Source organism: Paraburkholderia sp. CNPSo 3272, assembly GCF_024206495.1.
Lineage (GTDB): Bacteria > Pseudomonadota > Gammaproteobacteria > Burkholderiales > Burkholderiaceae > Paraburkholderia.
Genome location: NZ_JAMBPQ010000016.1, coordinates 67,016 through 80,519 on the forward strand (window position 1 = coordinate 67,016; position 13,504 = coordinate 80,519).

Genomic DNA, 13,504 nt, shown 5'->3' on the forward strand with positions numbered 1-13,504 from the left:
CTCTACCAACTGAGCTAATCCGGCACAGCAGACAATTATAGCCCATCGTTTTAAATTTCGGCCACCGGAAGGGGCCGTGCAAACAATACCGACGGACTACGGCGCGGGCTTCCCTTTTCGGAACTCAACCACATCGGCAGCGTCTGGATAAGCGCTGACCTCGCGCAGCTTTTCTCCGACCTCTCGATACTCTTTCCAGAATCGTTCGAGCGCAGCCATCCCACCCGCCACCATAACCGCCTGGATGCAGGCCGCGTGAGACGTCACTAACGCGCGCACTTGAGCCTCAAGCTCGGTGGCGTGTCCTGACTTCACGTCAAGCTTCTCAGAGAGTGTCAGTGCACGCTCTGCGTGCGGATTGAGCGTCGTGCGTAAGTGCTGCTGCCGAGCCTGAGAATGTTGAATCAACCTCATTCGGTCGGGGTCTCGGGTGAACGCAGACGCGTTGCGCAGGGAAGGATGCCGCCTCGCAACTTCGCGAACCGTAATGTCAACGTCTGAAGCAAGCAGCGCGTCCAGCACGCCTGCAAGCTCAGTGTTATCGTCGTCGGCTCGTGGTTTCATGCAAACACGTCCTCCTCTGGCTCAGAGTAGTCCTTTCCGTCAGGAAATACGATTGTTCCAGGGTGCGCACTAAGTGCGGCGTCAACGCCCGCAAGAAGCTCATCCGCATGAGCAATTTGGTTCTTGCGTCCAATCGAATTCGCCGGTTTGGCCGCAGCCTTTTCTCGCATCACGGACAGCTTGCCGCGCAACTCTTCCAATGTGATGCGATGTTCCGGCAGACCGCTCGGGACGTAGCGTTTGCATTTGTGGAAGCACTTCAGATGCCGCACGCAAGGATTCACTGCAAAGCTGGTCGTGCAGAAGCCGTAAGGGGTAACGTGGAATCCGTCTGACGTCGCTGCCAAATACGTGAACGCCGCCTCGTCGCCGTGCTCCTGCTGGATTTTTTTGAAGGATTCGGCAACGTGACTAAGCCCAACGAAGCCTGACAGGACCATCTTCGCCACCGTTTCTTGCACGCTTCCCGGCGCAATGATGGCTTGGGCACTTTTCGGCAACTCGACGAAGGAGAGTTGCTCGCCCAGGCTTCTGTGGTCGTATTTGTGACTTTGTGCAACTGTCGTCCTTCCGAAGTGGTGCGTGATGACCGTATCTGGAATGTTGAGTCGGAAGAACTCTGTGTTCATCAGATGTCGCAACGAGTGCGGATTTATCCTCAGGCTTTCGAGGTCAGGCCCATTCCCGTATCGCGTAAAGATAGTGTTCCTCCGATTGTTCCGACTGGTCAGGAACGCGTAGAAGGAGGACTCGGCTACGACCTCAATGACCTCACCGCCGGGGATGACCGCAGGCAGCTCCCCTGTCCCGCCGTGTAGGACGAGAAACAGGAGGTCTAACACACCAAGCTCATCGCCGCCCGCGGTCTTAAACCGGCGACCACCCTGAGGGTTACGCTTCAATGCAGCACGTAGGGAGGCTGTAGCTGCCAACGCGCCTTCGACGGCCTCAATGATGATGCGCTGGAATTGTTCTGGCACGAACTGGCGGTCTTCGACTAGAACGTCCGGTCGTCCCTCGTCCCGCTTCTCGCCAAAGTAGCGCAACCAAAGCGTGCGACCGACTCCGCCGATTTCGCCAGCATTTTGGCCGGTTACAACATCAACGTGGTCCTCCCAGGACAGGCAGTCAGCCGGGAGCATCAGAACCTCGTTAAACCGTAGCCCGGTAAAGAGAAGCAAGCGAAGGGCGTAGAAACGAATGCGGTCTTGGTGCCCGACCGGAGTCTCTTGGAATACGATACGAACCAGTTCATGCAGCGATTTCGGGTCCGGCAGCTTTTCTGAGTCACGGCGGTCGTCCAAGTAGGTTTGCAGGCGCTTCGCAGCCTTCACGCGCACCTCAGTTCCGACGGGCACGTTTTCAGACAGCATGTTCTCGTTTATCTCATTCGCGAGAACGCTAATAGCGGCCACAGCCTTATCGCTCCATTCCCTTAGGGCCATGAATCGATTGAAGTCGTCCGAGTTCAGGTCCCACGGAGCCTTGTTCACAAGCGAGAAGAATGTGCGCCAGACGGATGCCTCGTGCCGAACGCTCCTTGGCACAATGTGCTGCCTGCAGCGGCATGCGATGACTGCCTTGATGAACTCTTGGGTGTCGTGACTCAGCACCTGCCCTTCCGGCATATGGGCAGCAGCCCATCCAGCTTCGACGGCGGCTTCACGCGCTTCCCAATCAATCGCGAAGCCATTCGTACGCGAGGCGAATCGCGAGTGGCTGCCGGTCAGCATACGAAGGTCCCAGTCGGCTTCCTCGGAAACGCTACCGTCCTTAGCTACGAGAATCGCCCACGTGACGCCTTTTGACTCTACAAAGCGACGCATCCGAGCAATGAAGTCGGCATAGGTGGAAGGTGGCTCACTCGCTGATTTTTGCGGAAAGGGGAGCTTAGCCACGCGCGCCTCCGAGAATCCGCCGGGAGTCCTCCAGCGCTCTTTGTGCGCCAGCGAGAGCTTTCCTCATTTGAAGGTATGTCGCGCTCGTTTCATCGCCAGCTTTCACGAATACGAGGACTTGCTCACGCATGCCTGCTATCGCTTCCATGTGTGCAGCGGGATTCAATGCAGGAATGTACTTGTGACACCCGTAGCAGGAGATGACGGGGTCATAGCTGCATGCACTTTGCCTGGTGCGGCAGCGTCCAATACCGGCGACAAGCGTGTCGCCTATGATTCCGCCGATTTGTTCGGCTTCGTCGACTCGGCTGAGTTCTTCCACCGTCACGAACTCTCCGAACGCCATCGACACCATACTGTCGTAGAGCTTTGACGCCCCAAGCGCCTCGTTAATGAGGTTTCCCTGAAGGCGGCTTGCTTTGACGTATGAGCTTGCCGCGTTGTCGTTCGCGTGCCCCAAGAACCATTGAATGCTCTTGCGGCTGTGTCCGGCATCGGCCAAGGCCTGTGCCGAAGAATGCCTAAGCTTGCTGATATTGAAGTCGACTTTGGCATCAACCGCTGAGCAGGCGTTCTTAACTTTTGACCAGAGGTCCTCGCTGTTTTCAGATGAGAACAAACGCGTTCGCCCAGCGCTCTTTGCATATTCGAGCAGCAAGACCACTGGCCGCGCCCATTCCGGGTTTACTTGGCGCACCATCTCCCCGTTAACAGTGTTCCCGTCCTTTTGTTTTGCCTGATGGAAGGACACAAGGCAGATTGGGTCGCCTGACGCATCTACCAGGCTATGAACATGCTCCAGCTTGATGGACAGCATCTGGACCGGCCGCATTCCATGTTGGAACGCAAGCGCCAACGCCGCCAAGCCTTCAGCTTGCTGCTCAAGTAACGCGGGCTCCAGTCCACGAGTGTCCAGGACTCTAACAAGCTCCGCCTGTCGCGCAATGCTGACAAGTGACTCGCGCCGCCGAATCTTTCCGCGTTGAGCCGCAACGATTGCATTCGCCCTCGTATCCAGCCCTTTGACCAAATCCCCGTAACGCGTCCCCCAATCACCCAGGGACGAGCTAATTGCGAGCCTGAGAATGGTCTTGGCAGCTTTCGCCGTGTCGATATCGTGCACGCAGTCGTCCCAGCACTCCTGAACACGCAAAGGCCCTTCCTCGAGAAGGTGGACGTAAAGTGTCCAGTTCAACAGAAGCGAGCGCGTGAACTTGTACACGGAGGAAGGAGACCGCTCGACCTGCGTAAGCATCACCAACTTCTGCTGCAATCCGCGCTCCGCTTCTGAGGGGAACCGGAACACTTGCTCTCTCCCCTGCACCGACAGGGTCCACACTTCGGCCCCCGCCACCAGCACAGCCTCCATATCCGCGTATTTGTCGTAGACCGTAAAGATTCGAGGAGAGGTCGGCCACGCCCAGTTCAAGACGCCGGGAACATCACGCGTGGGTGCGCGGATGGCTTCTTTACGCTTGCGTCCACTCATGCGGCTACCCCTCGCAGAACACCCACGCGTTTGTCGAATACATCGCTCCACGACTTCATCAGGTCGTCTTCGATTGCGGCTCGCGCATACACAGCCGGCATATCGGATTCGATTGCCCAACCGAAGAAGGCCCTCATGCGCTGGAAGGCCAGCTCCCTGTCGGGGTCCGCTGCGATGAGTAGCCCATATCTCACGGTCGCGCACGTATGGCGCAGGTCGTGCGCCGAGATGCGTTTCTTGCCACCGGTTCGCTCGGTGAATCGTTGGAGGGCCGCCGGCAAGATTGCAGCGGAGAGCTGTGCAAGCAACTTATTCACGCTCTCCGCTGACAGCTCAACGCCGTCGTCGGACGTAAGAAGGAACCGTGACTCACCGTCGTCGCGGCGATGCTCGGCTGCATACATCTCGATAAGGCTGGCAAGGTCTCCGGATATGGGAACTTGGCGATGGGAGTCGGAGGTCTTGATACCCGGCTTCGATGAGCGCCGGTCTTCGTCGTCGGTGGTTGTCACGTCCAGCCAGTATTTGACCTCGCCAGACTGTCGGTCGAGGTCGTGCTTTAGCGAGTCAACCGTCAGCAGGAGAGCCTCTCCGCGCCGCAGGCCGCAAAGAAGCAGAAGAAGCACGACCAACCAATTGCGCACCTGGATGGCGAAGCTCTCGAAGGGATTCCGGCTCGCACCTGGCTCAGCTACAGCCAGCAACTCGGTCAAGGTAACGTCTGGTAGCGCTCGAATGAACTTAAGCCGACCGCGTTTGGGCTCACGCATCCGACCCGTGCCGGTCAACGCCGAGACAACTGCACGCCACTCCTCGCTCGCAACCGCCCAGTGGCGCGCGAAGTGAAGGATGAACATTCGGACGGCATCCCAGCATTGAACGTCAGCAAACGTGTACTCTTTGTTCGAAGTCAGTTCGACGTAAAAGTCGTTGACCATCACATGAACGAGCCAAGCATTTGCGTCACCAAGAGCGATATCGAGTGCCTCGACACCGAATCTGTTGTCGCAGTACAGGTAAAGCCTGTCCAAGTGCCGCAACCGGGTCAGTTGCGTGTTTTCAGCCCACTTTTTACCAGCGTTAGCTAACGTCCATACCGTTGACCAGAAACGGGGGCGGCCGAAGCACGATGGCGATGTGACGACGTAAGGTGGATTGGCTTTGGTCGGGACGACGCTCATGTCCGCCCCTACAAGCCGTGGCTTTGAAGCAGACGAACCGCCTCAGAGAAATTCACCTGCGCGAGGTGCATAGCAAGGTCCAAGGCACCGCCTCCGCCCTTGCGCTCGCGCGTATCCCAGAACTTTGGGCCGGTCAGAAGAAGTTCGAACTCGCGGCTGCCATAGCGGGCATGCCATCGACTAGAGAGAGGAGATTTGAGCGCGATGTAGGACACATCCCGCTTTGCGTGGTCAGCGAGTGCCGTGAGCACGTCGACTGCAGGAACCTCCCGCCAATGCGAGAGCAGGGACTTATCCACAGGCATTTTCCTCCCCCGGACCCCCTCCTTGCTACTCGCCTATCAAAGATAGGCTGAAAAAGCAAAACCACGGAGGGATGCTACCGTCTAGGGGTAGGAAACGCAACAGCAGCTACTGGTACACATTCAAATCAACTGCTCTACCAGATGAGCTAAGCCGGCGTAGCCCGCTATTCTACTTCATTTAATGATCTTGAGGTGGCCCTTGCCGCCCTTGTTGCCGCCTTCGTCATCTTTGTCGACGGCGCGCGTCGCGACCGGCGCGAGCGGTGCAGCGGGTTCCTCGGCAGGTTCGTCGCGCACTGCGTGCGCCTCATGCGCTTCGGCTTCTTCGTGGTCCTCGGAGGACAGCACGTCGTCGGCATCGCCGGGCGGCGACTCGACCGGGAACGCCATGCCCTGGCCGTTCTCGCGCGCGTAGATCGCGAGCACGTTCGACACCGGCACCTCGATCTTGTGCGACTTGCCCGAGAAGCGCGCGTGGAACTCGATCATCTCATTGCCCATCTGCAGCTGGCTCGTCGCCTCGAAGCTGATGTTCAGCACAATCTCGCCGTCACGCACGAACTGGCGCGGCACCCGCGTGCGGTTGTCGACCCGCACCGCGATATGCGGCGTGAAGCCGTTGTCGGTGCACCACTCGTACAGCGCGCGCAGCAAATACGGCTTGGTGGAAATCTCTTGCATCAACAATCCTTTCGCGAGGCGGCATCCACACCCACGCTGTGCACGCCGCCTCTGTTACCTGCGACCGCCAGGGTACTGCTCAACGACGCATGACCTTTTCAGACGGCGTCAGCGCCTCGATGTACGCCGGACGGCTGAAAATGCGCTCGGCGTACTTCATGAGCGGCGCGGCATTCTTCGACAGCTCGATGCCGTAGTGGTCGAGGCGCCACAGCAGCGGCGCGATGGCGACGTCGAGCATCGAGAACTCTTCGCCCAGCATGTACTTGTTCTTCAGGAAGATCGGCGCGAGCTGCGTGAGGCGGTCGCGGATCGCGAGGCGCGCCTTCTCGTGGTTCTTCTCGGCCGCCTTGCCCTTCTCGTTTTCGAGCGTGCTCACGTGCACGAACAGTTCCTTCTCGAAGTTGAGCAGGAACAGACGCGCGCGGGCGCGCTGGACCGGGTCGGCCGGCATCAGCTGCGGATGCGGGAAGCGCTCGTCGATGTACTCGTTGATGATGTTCGACTCGTACAGAATCAGGTCGCGCTCGACCAGAATCGGCACCTGACCGTACGGATTCATCACGGCGATGTCTTCCGGTTTGTTGAACAGGTCGACGTCGCGGATTTCGAAGTCCATGCCCTTTTCGAACAACACCAGCCGGCAGCGCTGGGAGAACGGGCAGGTAGTGCCGGAGTACAGAACCATCATGATTTACATTTCCTCAATAAACCCAAAAGGCCAGCGGGCGAAAAAACCGTCTAACGGTTCCTGAACCGTCAGACGGCATCTCGTCGCACCGGCCCCACGTCGGTCAGGACGTGCCTATTTGATATCTTTCCAGTACGCGGCGTTCAATCGCCACGCGAAAAAGCTCAACACGCCGAGGAACAGGAGCACCCACACGCCAAGCTGCCTGCGGGTTTTCTGCTCGGGTTCGGCCATCCAGCCGAGGTAGGCCACCAGGTCGCCCACGTCGGCATCATAATCCACCGGCGAAAGCGTTCCGGGCGTGACCTGCTGAAACCCGGCAAAGCGACGGACTTTTTCCCCGGTTTCCTCGTCCGTCGTGTCCTCGAACTTCGCCGTGCGGATGCCCTGCAACTGCCACAGCACGTGCGGCATGCTCACGTTTTCGAACACCAGATTGTTCCAGCCGGTCGGCCGTGTGTCGTCGCGGTAGAAGCTGCGCAGATACGTGTACAGCCAGTCGCGCCCTTTCGCCCGCGCTTCCACGGAGAGATCAGGCGGCGCCACGCCGAACCACGCCTTCGCGTCGTCCGGGCGCATCGCGATGGACATCGTGTTGCCGACCTTGTCGGTCGTAAACAACAGATTATCTTCGATTTGCTGCCGCGGAATGCCGAGAACCTGCAACCGGCTGTAGCGCATCAAGTTGGCGCTATGGCAATTCAGACAATAGTTTACAAACAATTTGGCGCCGTGTTGCAGCGAAGCAAGATTTTCGCCGTTATCGGGAGCGCGGTCGAGCGGAATGTTTTCCTGTGCTGCGACAGACCCGACCCCGAAGGCGCATGAGAGCGCCAGCGCGGCCAAGCCGGCCCGGACGCCGGCAACCCCTACGCTCATCGTCGCGAGCGTCGAAAAAAGAGAACGTTTCGTCATATCTTCCTCGCTCGTCAATTAATGGGGCTTGAACCGTACGCGCTCGGGCGGCTGCTTGAAAGTGCCAAGCGGCGTCCAGAACGGCATGCCGAGGAAGAAAGCGAAGTAGACGAGCGCGCAGATCTGGGCGATCAGCGTGGCCGCTGGCGATGGCGGCTTCGTGCCGAGGAACGCGAGCGTCAGGAATGCCAGCACGAAGATGCCGAGAAAGACCTTATGGAAGAAGGGCCGGTAGCGGATCGACTTCACCGGCGAGCGGTCGAGCCACGGCAGGAAGAAGAGCGAGATCACCGCCGTGCCCATCACCACCACGCCCCAGAACTTCGACTCGGTGAAGTACATCGCGAGGATCACGAGCACCGCCAGCACCGGCAGCCCGGCGCGCCATTTGCCGCGGGCGCGTACGAGCGCGAGCAGCCCGAGCAGCGCGATCACGATCATCAACACGATCTTGAACGGGTCGGTGGTGGCGCGCAGCATTGCGTAGAACGCCGTGAAGTACCAGACCGGCGCGATTTCGGGCGGCGTCTGCAGCGGGTTGGCCGGTACGAAGTTGTTCGACTCGAGGAAGTAGCCGCCCATCTCCGGCGCGAAGAACACGATCGCCGCGAAAATCATCAGGAAGATGCACACGCCCATGAAGTCGTGCACCGAGTAGTACGGATGGAACGGGATGCCGTCGAGCGGCACGCCGTTCGCGTCCTTCTTCGCCTTGATCTCGATGCCGTCCGGGTTGTTCGAGCCCACTTCGTGCAGCGCGATGATGTGACAGATCACGAGCCCGACCAGCACCAGCGGAATGGCGATCACGTGGAACGCGAAGAAGCGGTTCAGCGTAACGTCCGAAACCACGTAGTCGCCGCGAATCCACAGCGAGAGGTCCGGGCCGATGAAGGGAATCGCCGAGAACAGGTTCACGATCACCTGCGCGCCCCAGAACGACATCTGGCCCCATGGCAACAGGTAGCCGAAGAACGCCTCGGCCATCAGGCAGAGGAAGATCGCGCAGCCGAAGATCCACACGAGCTCGCGCGGCTTGCGGTACGAGCCGTACAGCAGCCCGCGGAACATGTGCAGGTACACGACCACGAAGAACATCGAAGCGCCCGTGGAGTGCATGTAGCGAATCAGCCAGCCCCACGGCACCTCGCGCATGATGTACTCGACCGACGCGAACGCGAGCGTCGCATCGGGCTTGTAGTTCATGGTGAGGAAAATGCCGGTGATGATCTGGTTGACCAGCACGAGCAGCGCGAGCGAACCGAAGAAGTACCAGAAGTTGAAGTTCTTTGGCGCGTAGTACTCGGAAGCGTGAGCGCGCCAGCTCGCCGTCATCGGAAAGCGCTTGTCGATCCAGCCTTGCAGGCCGGCCGTCTCCACCACATCCTTTTCGGTTCCCGTCGCCATTACGCTTCTCCTTTTTCGTCCTTGCCGATCACGATCTGCGTCGGCGACGCGAACATGTAGCGGGGAATGTCGAGGTTTTGCGGCGCCGGCTTGTTCTTGAACACGCGGCCGGAGAGATCGTAGGTGGAGCCATGGCACGGGCACAGGAAGCCGCCCGGCCAGCTGTCGGGCAGGTTCGGCTGCGGGCCTTCCTGGAAGCGCGGCGTCGGCGTGCAGCCCAGATGGGTGCAGACGGCCACCGCCACGAGAATGTTCTGATGCTCGGCGCGCGAACGGAATTCGTTCATGCAGTACTCGGGCATCGGCATCGAGAACGGATGTTCGGAGTTCGGGTCGGCCAGCTCGGGATCGGCCTTCTTCACGTCGGCCATCATGCGATCCGTGCGGTTCAGGATCCACACGGGCTTGCCGCGCCAGGCAACGGTCATCATCGAGCCGGGCTGCAGATTCGTGATATCGGCTTCGACGGGCGCGCCCGCGGCACGGGCTTTTTCGGATGGTGCAAAGGAACCTACGAAAGGTACGACAGTGGCCACGCCTCCAATGCCACCTGCTACGGACGTCGCAATCAGCCAGGTTCGGCGGCTGCCATCGACGCGGTCATTCTCGTTGTCTCGCATCACATCGCCCCACTTCTGAGTTGGATTTTTCCGTCACGCCAGCTTACCCGCGGTGCTGCCGAACGCTAGTTTGCTCGAATGGAGTTGGCATTTACAAGGGGCGTTCTCGAAAAAGCCTCGGAAGTCCTTGATATCTCGGGGTTTTCCCGCAGAAAAGAGGGCCACTTTCTTTTCAGTTTGTAAATGCCTTATGAATAAAACGATGCTGCGCCACGACAATTAGCGCCGAATACCAGTCAAACGGGATTGTCGATATCGATGAAAAGATGCTCGATGTCGAAGGCTTCCGAGAGGTGCGCGCCCACCGCCTGCACGCCGTAGCGCTCGGTGGCGTGGTGGCCCGCGGCGAGGAACGCGACGCCGCTTTCCACAGAGGTATGAGTGGTCGGCTCGGAGATCTCGCCGGTGAGGAAGACGTCGGCGCCGGCGTCGATTGCCGCGTCGAAGAGACTTTGCGCCGCGCCCGTGCACCAGGCCACGCGGCGCAGCTGCCAGTCGGGATCGCCGAGCACGAGCGGCGTGCGTCCGAGCGTCTGCTCGACCTCGGCGGTAAAGTGCGCGAGCGTGATGGGCATGGGCAGCGTGGCCATCCAGCCAAGATCCTGCTCACCGAAGCGTTGTTCGCCGATCCAGCCGAACCTCGCACCCAACTGCGCGTTATTGCCCAGCTCGGGATGGCTGTCGAGCGGCAGATGGTAGGCGAACAGGTTTATGTCGTTCGCGAGCAGCGTCTTCAGGCGCCGGTACTTGCGGCCCGTGATTTGCGGCGCTTCGTTCTTCCAGAAGTAACCGTGATGCACGAGCACCGCGTCGGCGCCCCACTCGAGCGCGGCTTCGAGGAAAGCGAGCGAGGCGGTCACGCCCGTGGCGATCTTCTCCACGCGCCGCCGCCCTTCGACCTGCAGGCCATTGGGGCAGTAGTCCTTGAACCGCGCGGATTCCAGAAGATTGTTCAGATACAATTCCAGTTCGATCCGATCCATATAATCCTCTAATCTTCAGATGCTTAGACGCTTTTGGCTGTTCTTCGCCCAGGCGGTGACGGTCCTGCTGGCGTTGATGTTCATCATCGCCACGCTCAAACCGCAGTGGCTGCAGCACCAGGGGCAGTTCGGCAAGCAGCTTGCCGAACCGATCGTCGCACTGCGGGAAGTGGCGCCAGGTATCGGTGGAGGCGCCGCCCAGGGCTCCTATGCGGACGCCGCCCAGAAGGCTATGCCCGCAGTCGTCAACGTGTTCTCGAGCAAGGATGGGTCGCTGCCGCCCGATCCTCGCCAGAACGATCCGCTATTTCGCTACTTCTTCGGCGATCGCAACAAAAACCAGAAGCAGCAGGAACAGCCTGCCGCCAACCTCGGTTCGGGCGTAATTGTCAGTCCGGACGGTTACATTCTAACGAACCAGCACGTAATCGACGGCGCGGACCAGATCGAAATCGCGCTTTCCGACGGCCGCACCACCAACGCCAAGGTGATCGGCATCGACCCGGAAACCGATCTCGCGGTGCTCAAGATCAATCTGCCGAACCTGCCCACCATCACGCTCGGGCGCATGGACCAGACGCGCGTGGGCGACGTCGTGCTCGCCATCGGCAACCCGTTCGGCGTGGGCCAGACGGTCACCATGGGCATCATCAGTGCGCTGGGCCGCAACCACCTCGGCATCAACACGTTCGAGAATTTCATTCAGACCGATGCGCCGATCAATCCGGGCAACTCCGGCGGCGCGCTCGTCGACGTGAACGGCAACCTGCTCGGCATCAACACAGCCATCTACTCGCGCTCAGGCGGCTCGCTCGGCATCGGCTTCGCAATTCCAGTCTCCACGGCGCGCAGCGTGCTGGAGAGCATCATCACTTCGGGCTCGGTCACGCGTGGCTGGATCGGCGTCGAGCCACAGGACGTGACGCCCGAGATCGCCGACTCGTTCGGTCTGAAGGAGAAGTCGGGAGCGATCGTCGCGGGCGTGCTGCAGGGCGGCCCCGCCGACAAGGCCGGCATCAAGCCGGGCGACGTGCTGACCTCGGTGAACGGTGAGGCCATCACCGACACCACGCGCCTCCTGAACGTCATCGCGCAGATCAAGCCGGGCACCGACGCGAAGATCCACCTCGTGCGCAAGAACAAGGACATGGATCTGGACGTGCTGATCGGCAAGCGCCCGCCGCCGCCGAAGCAGCCGGCTCAGGAAGACGGCGAAGGCGACGACGACGGCGGTTGATGTCACGACCGCAGGCGGTGCATCGCGCCCTGCCCGCGGCCGGACTCGCAACCGGAAAACGAAAAGGCCGCGAACCGGGGTTCGCGGCCTTCTGCTTTTCTGCGGCTTTTCTCCGCCAAGCCAGCTGGGCTAGCTCGCCGCCTGACTCTCGTCCGCGGGCTTCTTCTCGCCCGTGCCGATGAAGATACGCGCCGCGATGATGCCCGCCTCGTAGAGGAGGATGAGCGGCAGCGCGAGAATGAGCTGCGAGAACACGTCCGGCGGCGTCACCACGGCCGCGACGATGAAGGCGCCGACGATCACGTAGGGTCGGATTTGCTTGAGCTTCTTCACGGTGACCACGCCCATGCGCACGAGCAGCACGACGATGATCGGCACCTCGAAGGTCACGCCGAAGGCGATGAACATGGTGAGTACGAAGCTCAGGTAATTGTCGATGTCGGTCGTCATCTCCGCACCGAGCGGCGCGTTGTAGTGCGCCATCACGCGGAAGATGGTCGGGAACACCACAAAGTACGCGAACGCCATGCCGCACAGGAAGAGCGTGTAGCTGCTGGCCACGAGCGGCGCGACGAGCTTCTTTTCGTGCTGGTAGAGACCTGGGGCGACGAACGCCCAAATCTGGTAGAGCACGACCGGCAGCGCGATCACGAAGGCCACGAGCATCGTGACCTTCATGGGCACGAAGAACGAGCCGGTCACGTCGGTCACGATCATCTTGCCGTCGCGCGGCAGGTTCTGCATGAGCGGACGTGCAAGCAGCCGGAATATGTCGGGCGCCCAGTAGACGAGCCCGACGAACACGACGATCACGGCAATGCCTGCGCGAATGATACGGTCGCGCAGCTCGACGAGATGGGAAATGAAGGTTTCTTCGGAACCTTCTTCCAGTTTTTGCTGGGGGTCGCTCACACCGGCCCTCTATTGGAAATGGTCGTGCGCAAAGGCGGATCCGCCTCAGAAGAACCGCGTGGGCCGGCGCAGGCTCGCCGGCGTGTGCTGCGCCACGCGCGCAGCGCCCGATTGGACCCGCGTGCGGCGCAGCGTGGCGCGTTTGTACCAGACCGGCGAGGCGCTCTGCTTCACGCGCCAGTTCTTGCGTTTCGCGCCGCTTGCGCCCGCGTTGCCGGAACGCCAACCCGATTGCGTCGCGACGCCCTCTATCGCATTGGCCGCAGCGCCTTCCAGGCTGGCCGGATCCGCCCCGCCTGCGATGCTCGGCGACACCGACGTGCCCGCGCTCCACGCGTCGTTCAACTCCGATTCATGCTTGCGCAGATTGTCCTGAACGTTCTTCTCGACGTTCTGCGCCGCGGCTTCGAACTCGGTCTTCATGCGGCGCAACTCGTCGAGTTCGATCTCGCGCGTGACTTCCGCCTTGACGTCGTTGATATAGCGCTGCGCGCGCCCGAACAGCGCGCCGGCCGTGCGTGCGACGCGCGGCAACCGCTCCGGCCCGAGAACGACCAGCGCGACGACGCCGATCAGCGCCATCTTGGTTAAACCGAGATCGAGCATGAATGGAGTTTTCCG

General features: G+C 60.5%; 14 protein-coding genes. 1 reads left to right on the plus strand and 13 read right to left on the minus strand.

What is annotated here, in order from left to right:
• Positions 1 to 96 precede the first annotated feature (96 nt).
• The 11 genes from M3I53_RS20310 to M3I53_RS20360 all read right to left on the minus strand — a co-directional run bounded on the left by M3I53_RS20310 (position 97) and on the right by M3I53_RS20360 (position 10,734).
• A complete protein-coding gene (locus M3I53_RS20310) occupies positions 97 to 564 on the minus strand; it encodes a hypothetical protein (RefSeq protein WP_254317673.1) in 468 nt (155 codons plus the stop codon).
• Complete coding sequence (locus M3I53_RS20315) at positions 561 to 2,462, minus strand: hypothetical protein (RefSeq protein ID WP_254317674.1); 1,902 nt, start codon at positions 2,460 to 2,462, stop codon at positions 561 to 563. The genes M3I53_RS20310 and M3I53_RS20315 overlap by 4 nt, the downstream gene beginning before the upstream one ends.
• The gene (locus tag M3I53_RS20320; protein WP_254317675.1) at positions 2,455 to 3,951 is read right to left on the minus strand and encodes a tyrosine-type recombinase/integrase; all 1,497 of its coding nucleotides are present in this window, start codon (positions 3,949 to 3,951) and stop codon (positions 2,455 to 2,457) included. The genes M3I53_RS20315 and M3I53_RS20320 overlap by 8 nt, the downstream gene beginning before the upstream one ends.
• Positions 3,948 to 5,132 carry a tyrosine-type recombinase/integrase gene (locus tag M3I53_RS20325; protein ID WP_254317676.1) on the minus strand — a complete coding sequence of 395 codons (1,185 nt, stop codon included), beginning with the start codon at positions 5,130 to 5,132 and terminating at the stop codon, positions 3,948 to 3,950. The genes M3I53_RS20320 and M3I53_RS20325 overlap by 4 nt, the downstream gene beginning before the upstream one ends.
• A gap of 8 nt (positions 5,133 to 5,140) precedes the next feature.
• Entirely contained in the window at positions 5,141 to 5,437 is a 297-nt protein-coding gene (locus M3I53_RS20330) for a hypothetical protein (protein WP_254317677.1), read from the minus strand.
• A 174-nt stretch (positions 5,438 to 5,611) separates the two neighbouring features.
• Positions 5,612 to 6,118 (minus strand): ClpXP protease specificity-enhancing factor, encoded by a 507-nt coding sequence (locus M3I53_RS20335; protein WP_254317678.1) that lies wholly within the window; start codon positions 6,116 to 6,118, stop codon positions 5,612 to 5,614.
• Positions 6,119 to 6,197: 79 nt separating this feature from the next.
• Positions 6,198 to 6,809, minus strand: a complete 612-nt coding sequence (locus tag M3I53_RS20340) for a glutathione S-transferase N-terminal domain-containing protein (protein ID WP_027797364.1) — start codon at positions 6,807 to 6,809, stop codon at positions 6,198 to 6,200.
• A 114-nt stretch (positions 6,810 to 6,923) separates the two neighbouring features.
• Positions 6,924 to 7,688 carry a cytochrome c1 gene (locus M3I53_RS20345; protein WP_375542560.1) on the minus strand — a complete coding sequence of 255 codons (765 nt, stop codon included), beginning with the start codon at positions 7,686 to 7,688 and terminating at the stop codon, positions 6,924 to 6,926.
• Positions 7,689 to 7,742: 54 nt separating this feature from the next.
• Positions 7,743 to 9,131: a cytochrome bc complex cytochrome b subunit gene (locus tag M3I53_RS20350; protein WP_254317680.1), complete on the minus strand. Its 1,389-nt coding sequence runs from the start codon at positions 9,129 to 9,131 to the stop codon at positions 7,743 to 7,745.
• Entirely contained in the window at positions 9,131 to 9,751 is a 621-nt protein-coding gene (gene petA, locus M3I53_RS20355; protein ID WP_254317733.1) for a ubiquinol-cytochrome c reductase iron-sulfur subunit, read from the minus strand. The genes M3I53_RS20350 and petA overlap by 1 nt, the downstream gene beginning before the upstream one ends.
• Before the next feature lie 236 nt (positions 9,752 to 9,987).
• Complete coding sequence (locus M3I53_RS20360; RefSeq protein ID WP_254317681.1) at positions 9,988 to 10,734, minus strand: Nif3-like dinuclear metal center hexameric protein; 747 nt, start codon at positions 10,732 to 10,734, stop codon at positions 9,988 to 9,990.
• A gap of 19 nt (positions 10,735 to 10,753) precedes the next feature.
• On the opposite strand from M3I53_RS20360, the gene M3I53_RS20365 reads away from it, so the two are divergent.
• Entirely contained in the window at positions 10,754 to 11,971 is a 1,218-nt protein-coding gene (locus M3I53_RS20365; protein WP_028206584.1) for a Do family serine endopeptidase, read from the plus strand.
• A 129-nt stretch (positions 11,972 to 12,100) separates the two neighbouring features.
• On the opposite strand, the gene tatC is transcribed toward M3I53_RS20365, so the two are convergent.
• The gene (tatC, locus tag M3I53_RS20370; RefSeq protein ID WP_110388460.1) at positions 12,101 to 12,883 is read right to left on the minus strand and encodes a twin-arginine translocase subunit TatC; all 783 of its coding nucleotides are present in this window, start codon (positions 12,881 to 12,883) and stop codon (positions 12,101 to 12,103) included.
• Positions 12,884 to 12,928: 45 nt separating this feature from the next.
• Positions 12,929 to 13,489, minus strand: a complete 561-nt coding sequence (gene tatB, locus M3I53_RS20375; RefSeq protein ID WP_254317682.1) for a Sec-independent protein translocase protein TatB — start codon at positions 13,487 to 13,489, stop codon at positions 12,929 to 12,931.
• Positions 13,490 to 13,504 lie beyond the last annotated feature (15 nt).

Bases quoted from the DNA above. Each gene is read 5' to 3' on its own strand.
- M3I53_RS20310 (WP_254317673.1), bottom strand. From the start codon at position 564: ATGAAACCACGAGCCGACGACGATAACACTGAGCTTGCAGGCGTGCTG.
- M3I53_RS20320 (WP_254317675.1), bottom strand. From the start codon at position 3,951: ATGAGTGGACGCAAGCGTAAAGAAGCCATCCGCGCACCCACGCGTGAT.
- M3I53_RS20325 (WP_254317676.1), bottom strand. From the start codon at position 5,132: ATGAGCGTCGTCCCGACCAAAGCCAATCCACCTTACGTCGTCACATCG.
- M3I53_RS20330 (WP_254317677.1), bottom strand. From the start codon at position 5,437: ATGCCTGTGGATAAGTCCCTGCTCTCGCATTGGCGGGAGGTTCCTGCA.
- M3I53_RS20335 (WP_254317678.1), bottom strand. From the start codon at position 6,118: ATGCAAGAGATTTCCACCAAGCCGTATTTGCTGCGCGCGCTGTACGAG.
- M3I53_RS20340 (WP_027797364.1), bottom strand. From the start codon at position 6,809: ATGATGGTTCTGTACTCCGGCACTACCTGCCCGTTCTCCCAGCGCTGC.
- M3I53_RS20345 (WP_375542560.1), bottom strand. From the start codon at position 7,688: ATGAGCGTAGGGGTTGCCGGCGTCCGGGCCGGCTTGGCCGCGCTGGCG.
- M3I53_RS20350 (WP_254317680.1), bottom strand. From the start codon at position 9,131: ATGGCGACGGGAACCGAAAAGGATGTGGTGGAGACGGCCGGCCTGCAA.
- petA (WP_254317733.1), bottom strand. From the start codon at position 9,751: ATGCGAGACAACGAGAATGACCGCGTCGATGGCAGCCGCCGAACCTGG.
- M3I53_RS20360 (WP_254317681.1), bottom strand. From the start codon at position 10,734: ATGGATCGGATCGAACTGGAATTGTATCTGAACAATCTTCTGGAATCC.
- M3I53_RS20365 (WP_028206584.1), top strand. From the start codon at position 10,754: ATGCTTAGACGCTTTTGGCTGTTCTTCGCCCAGGCGGTGACGGTCCTG.
- tatB (WP_254317682.1), bottom strand. From the start codon at position 13,489: ATGCTCGATCTCGGTTTAACCAAGATGGCGCTGATCGGCGTCGTCGCG.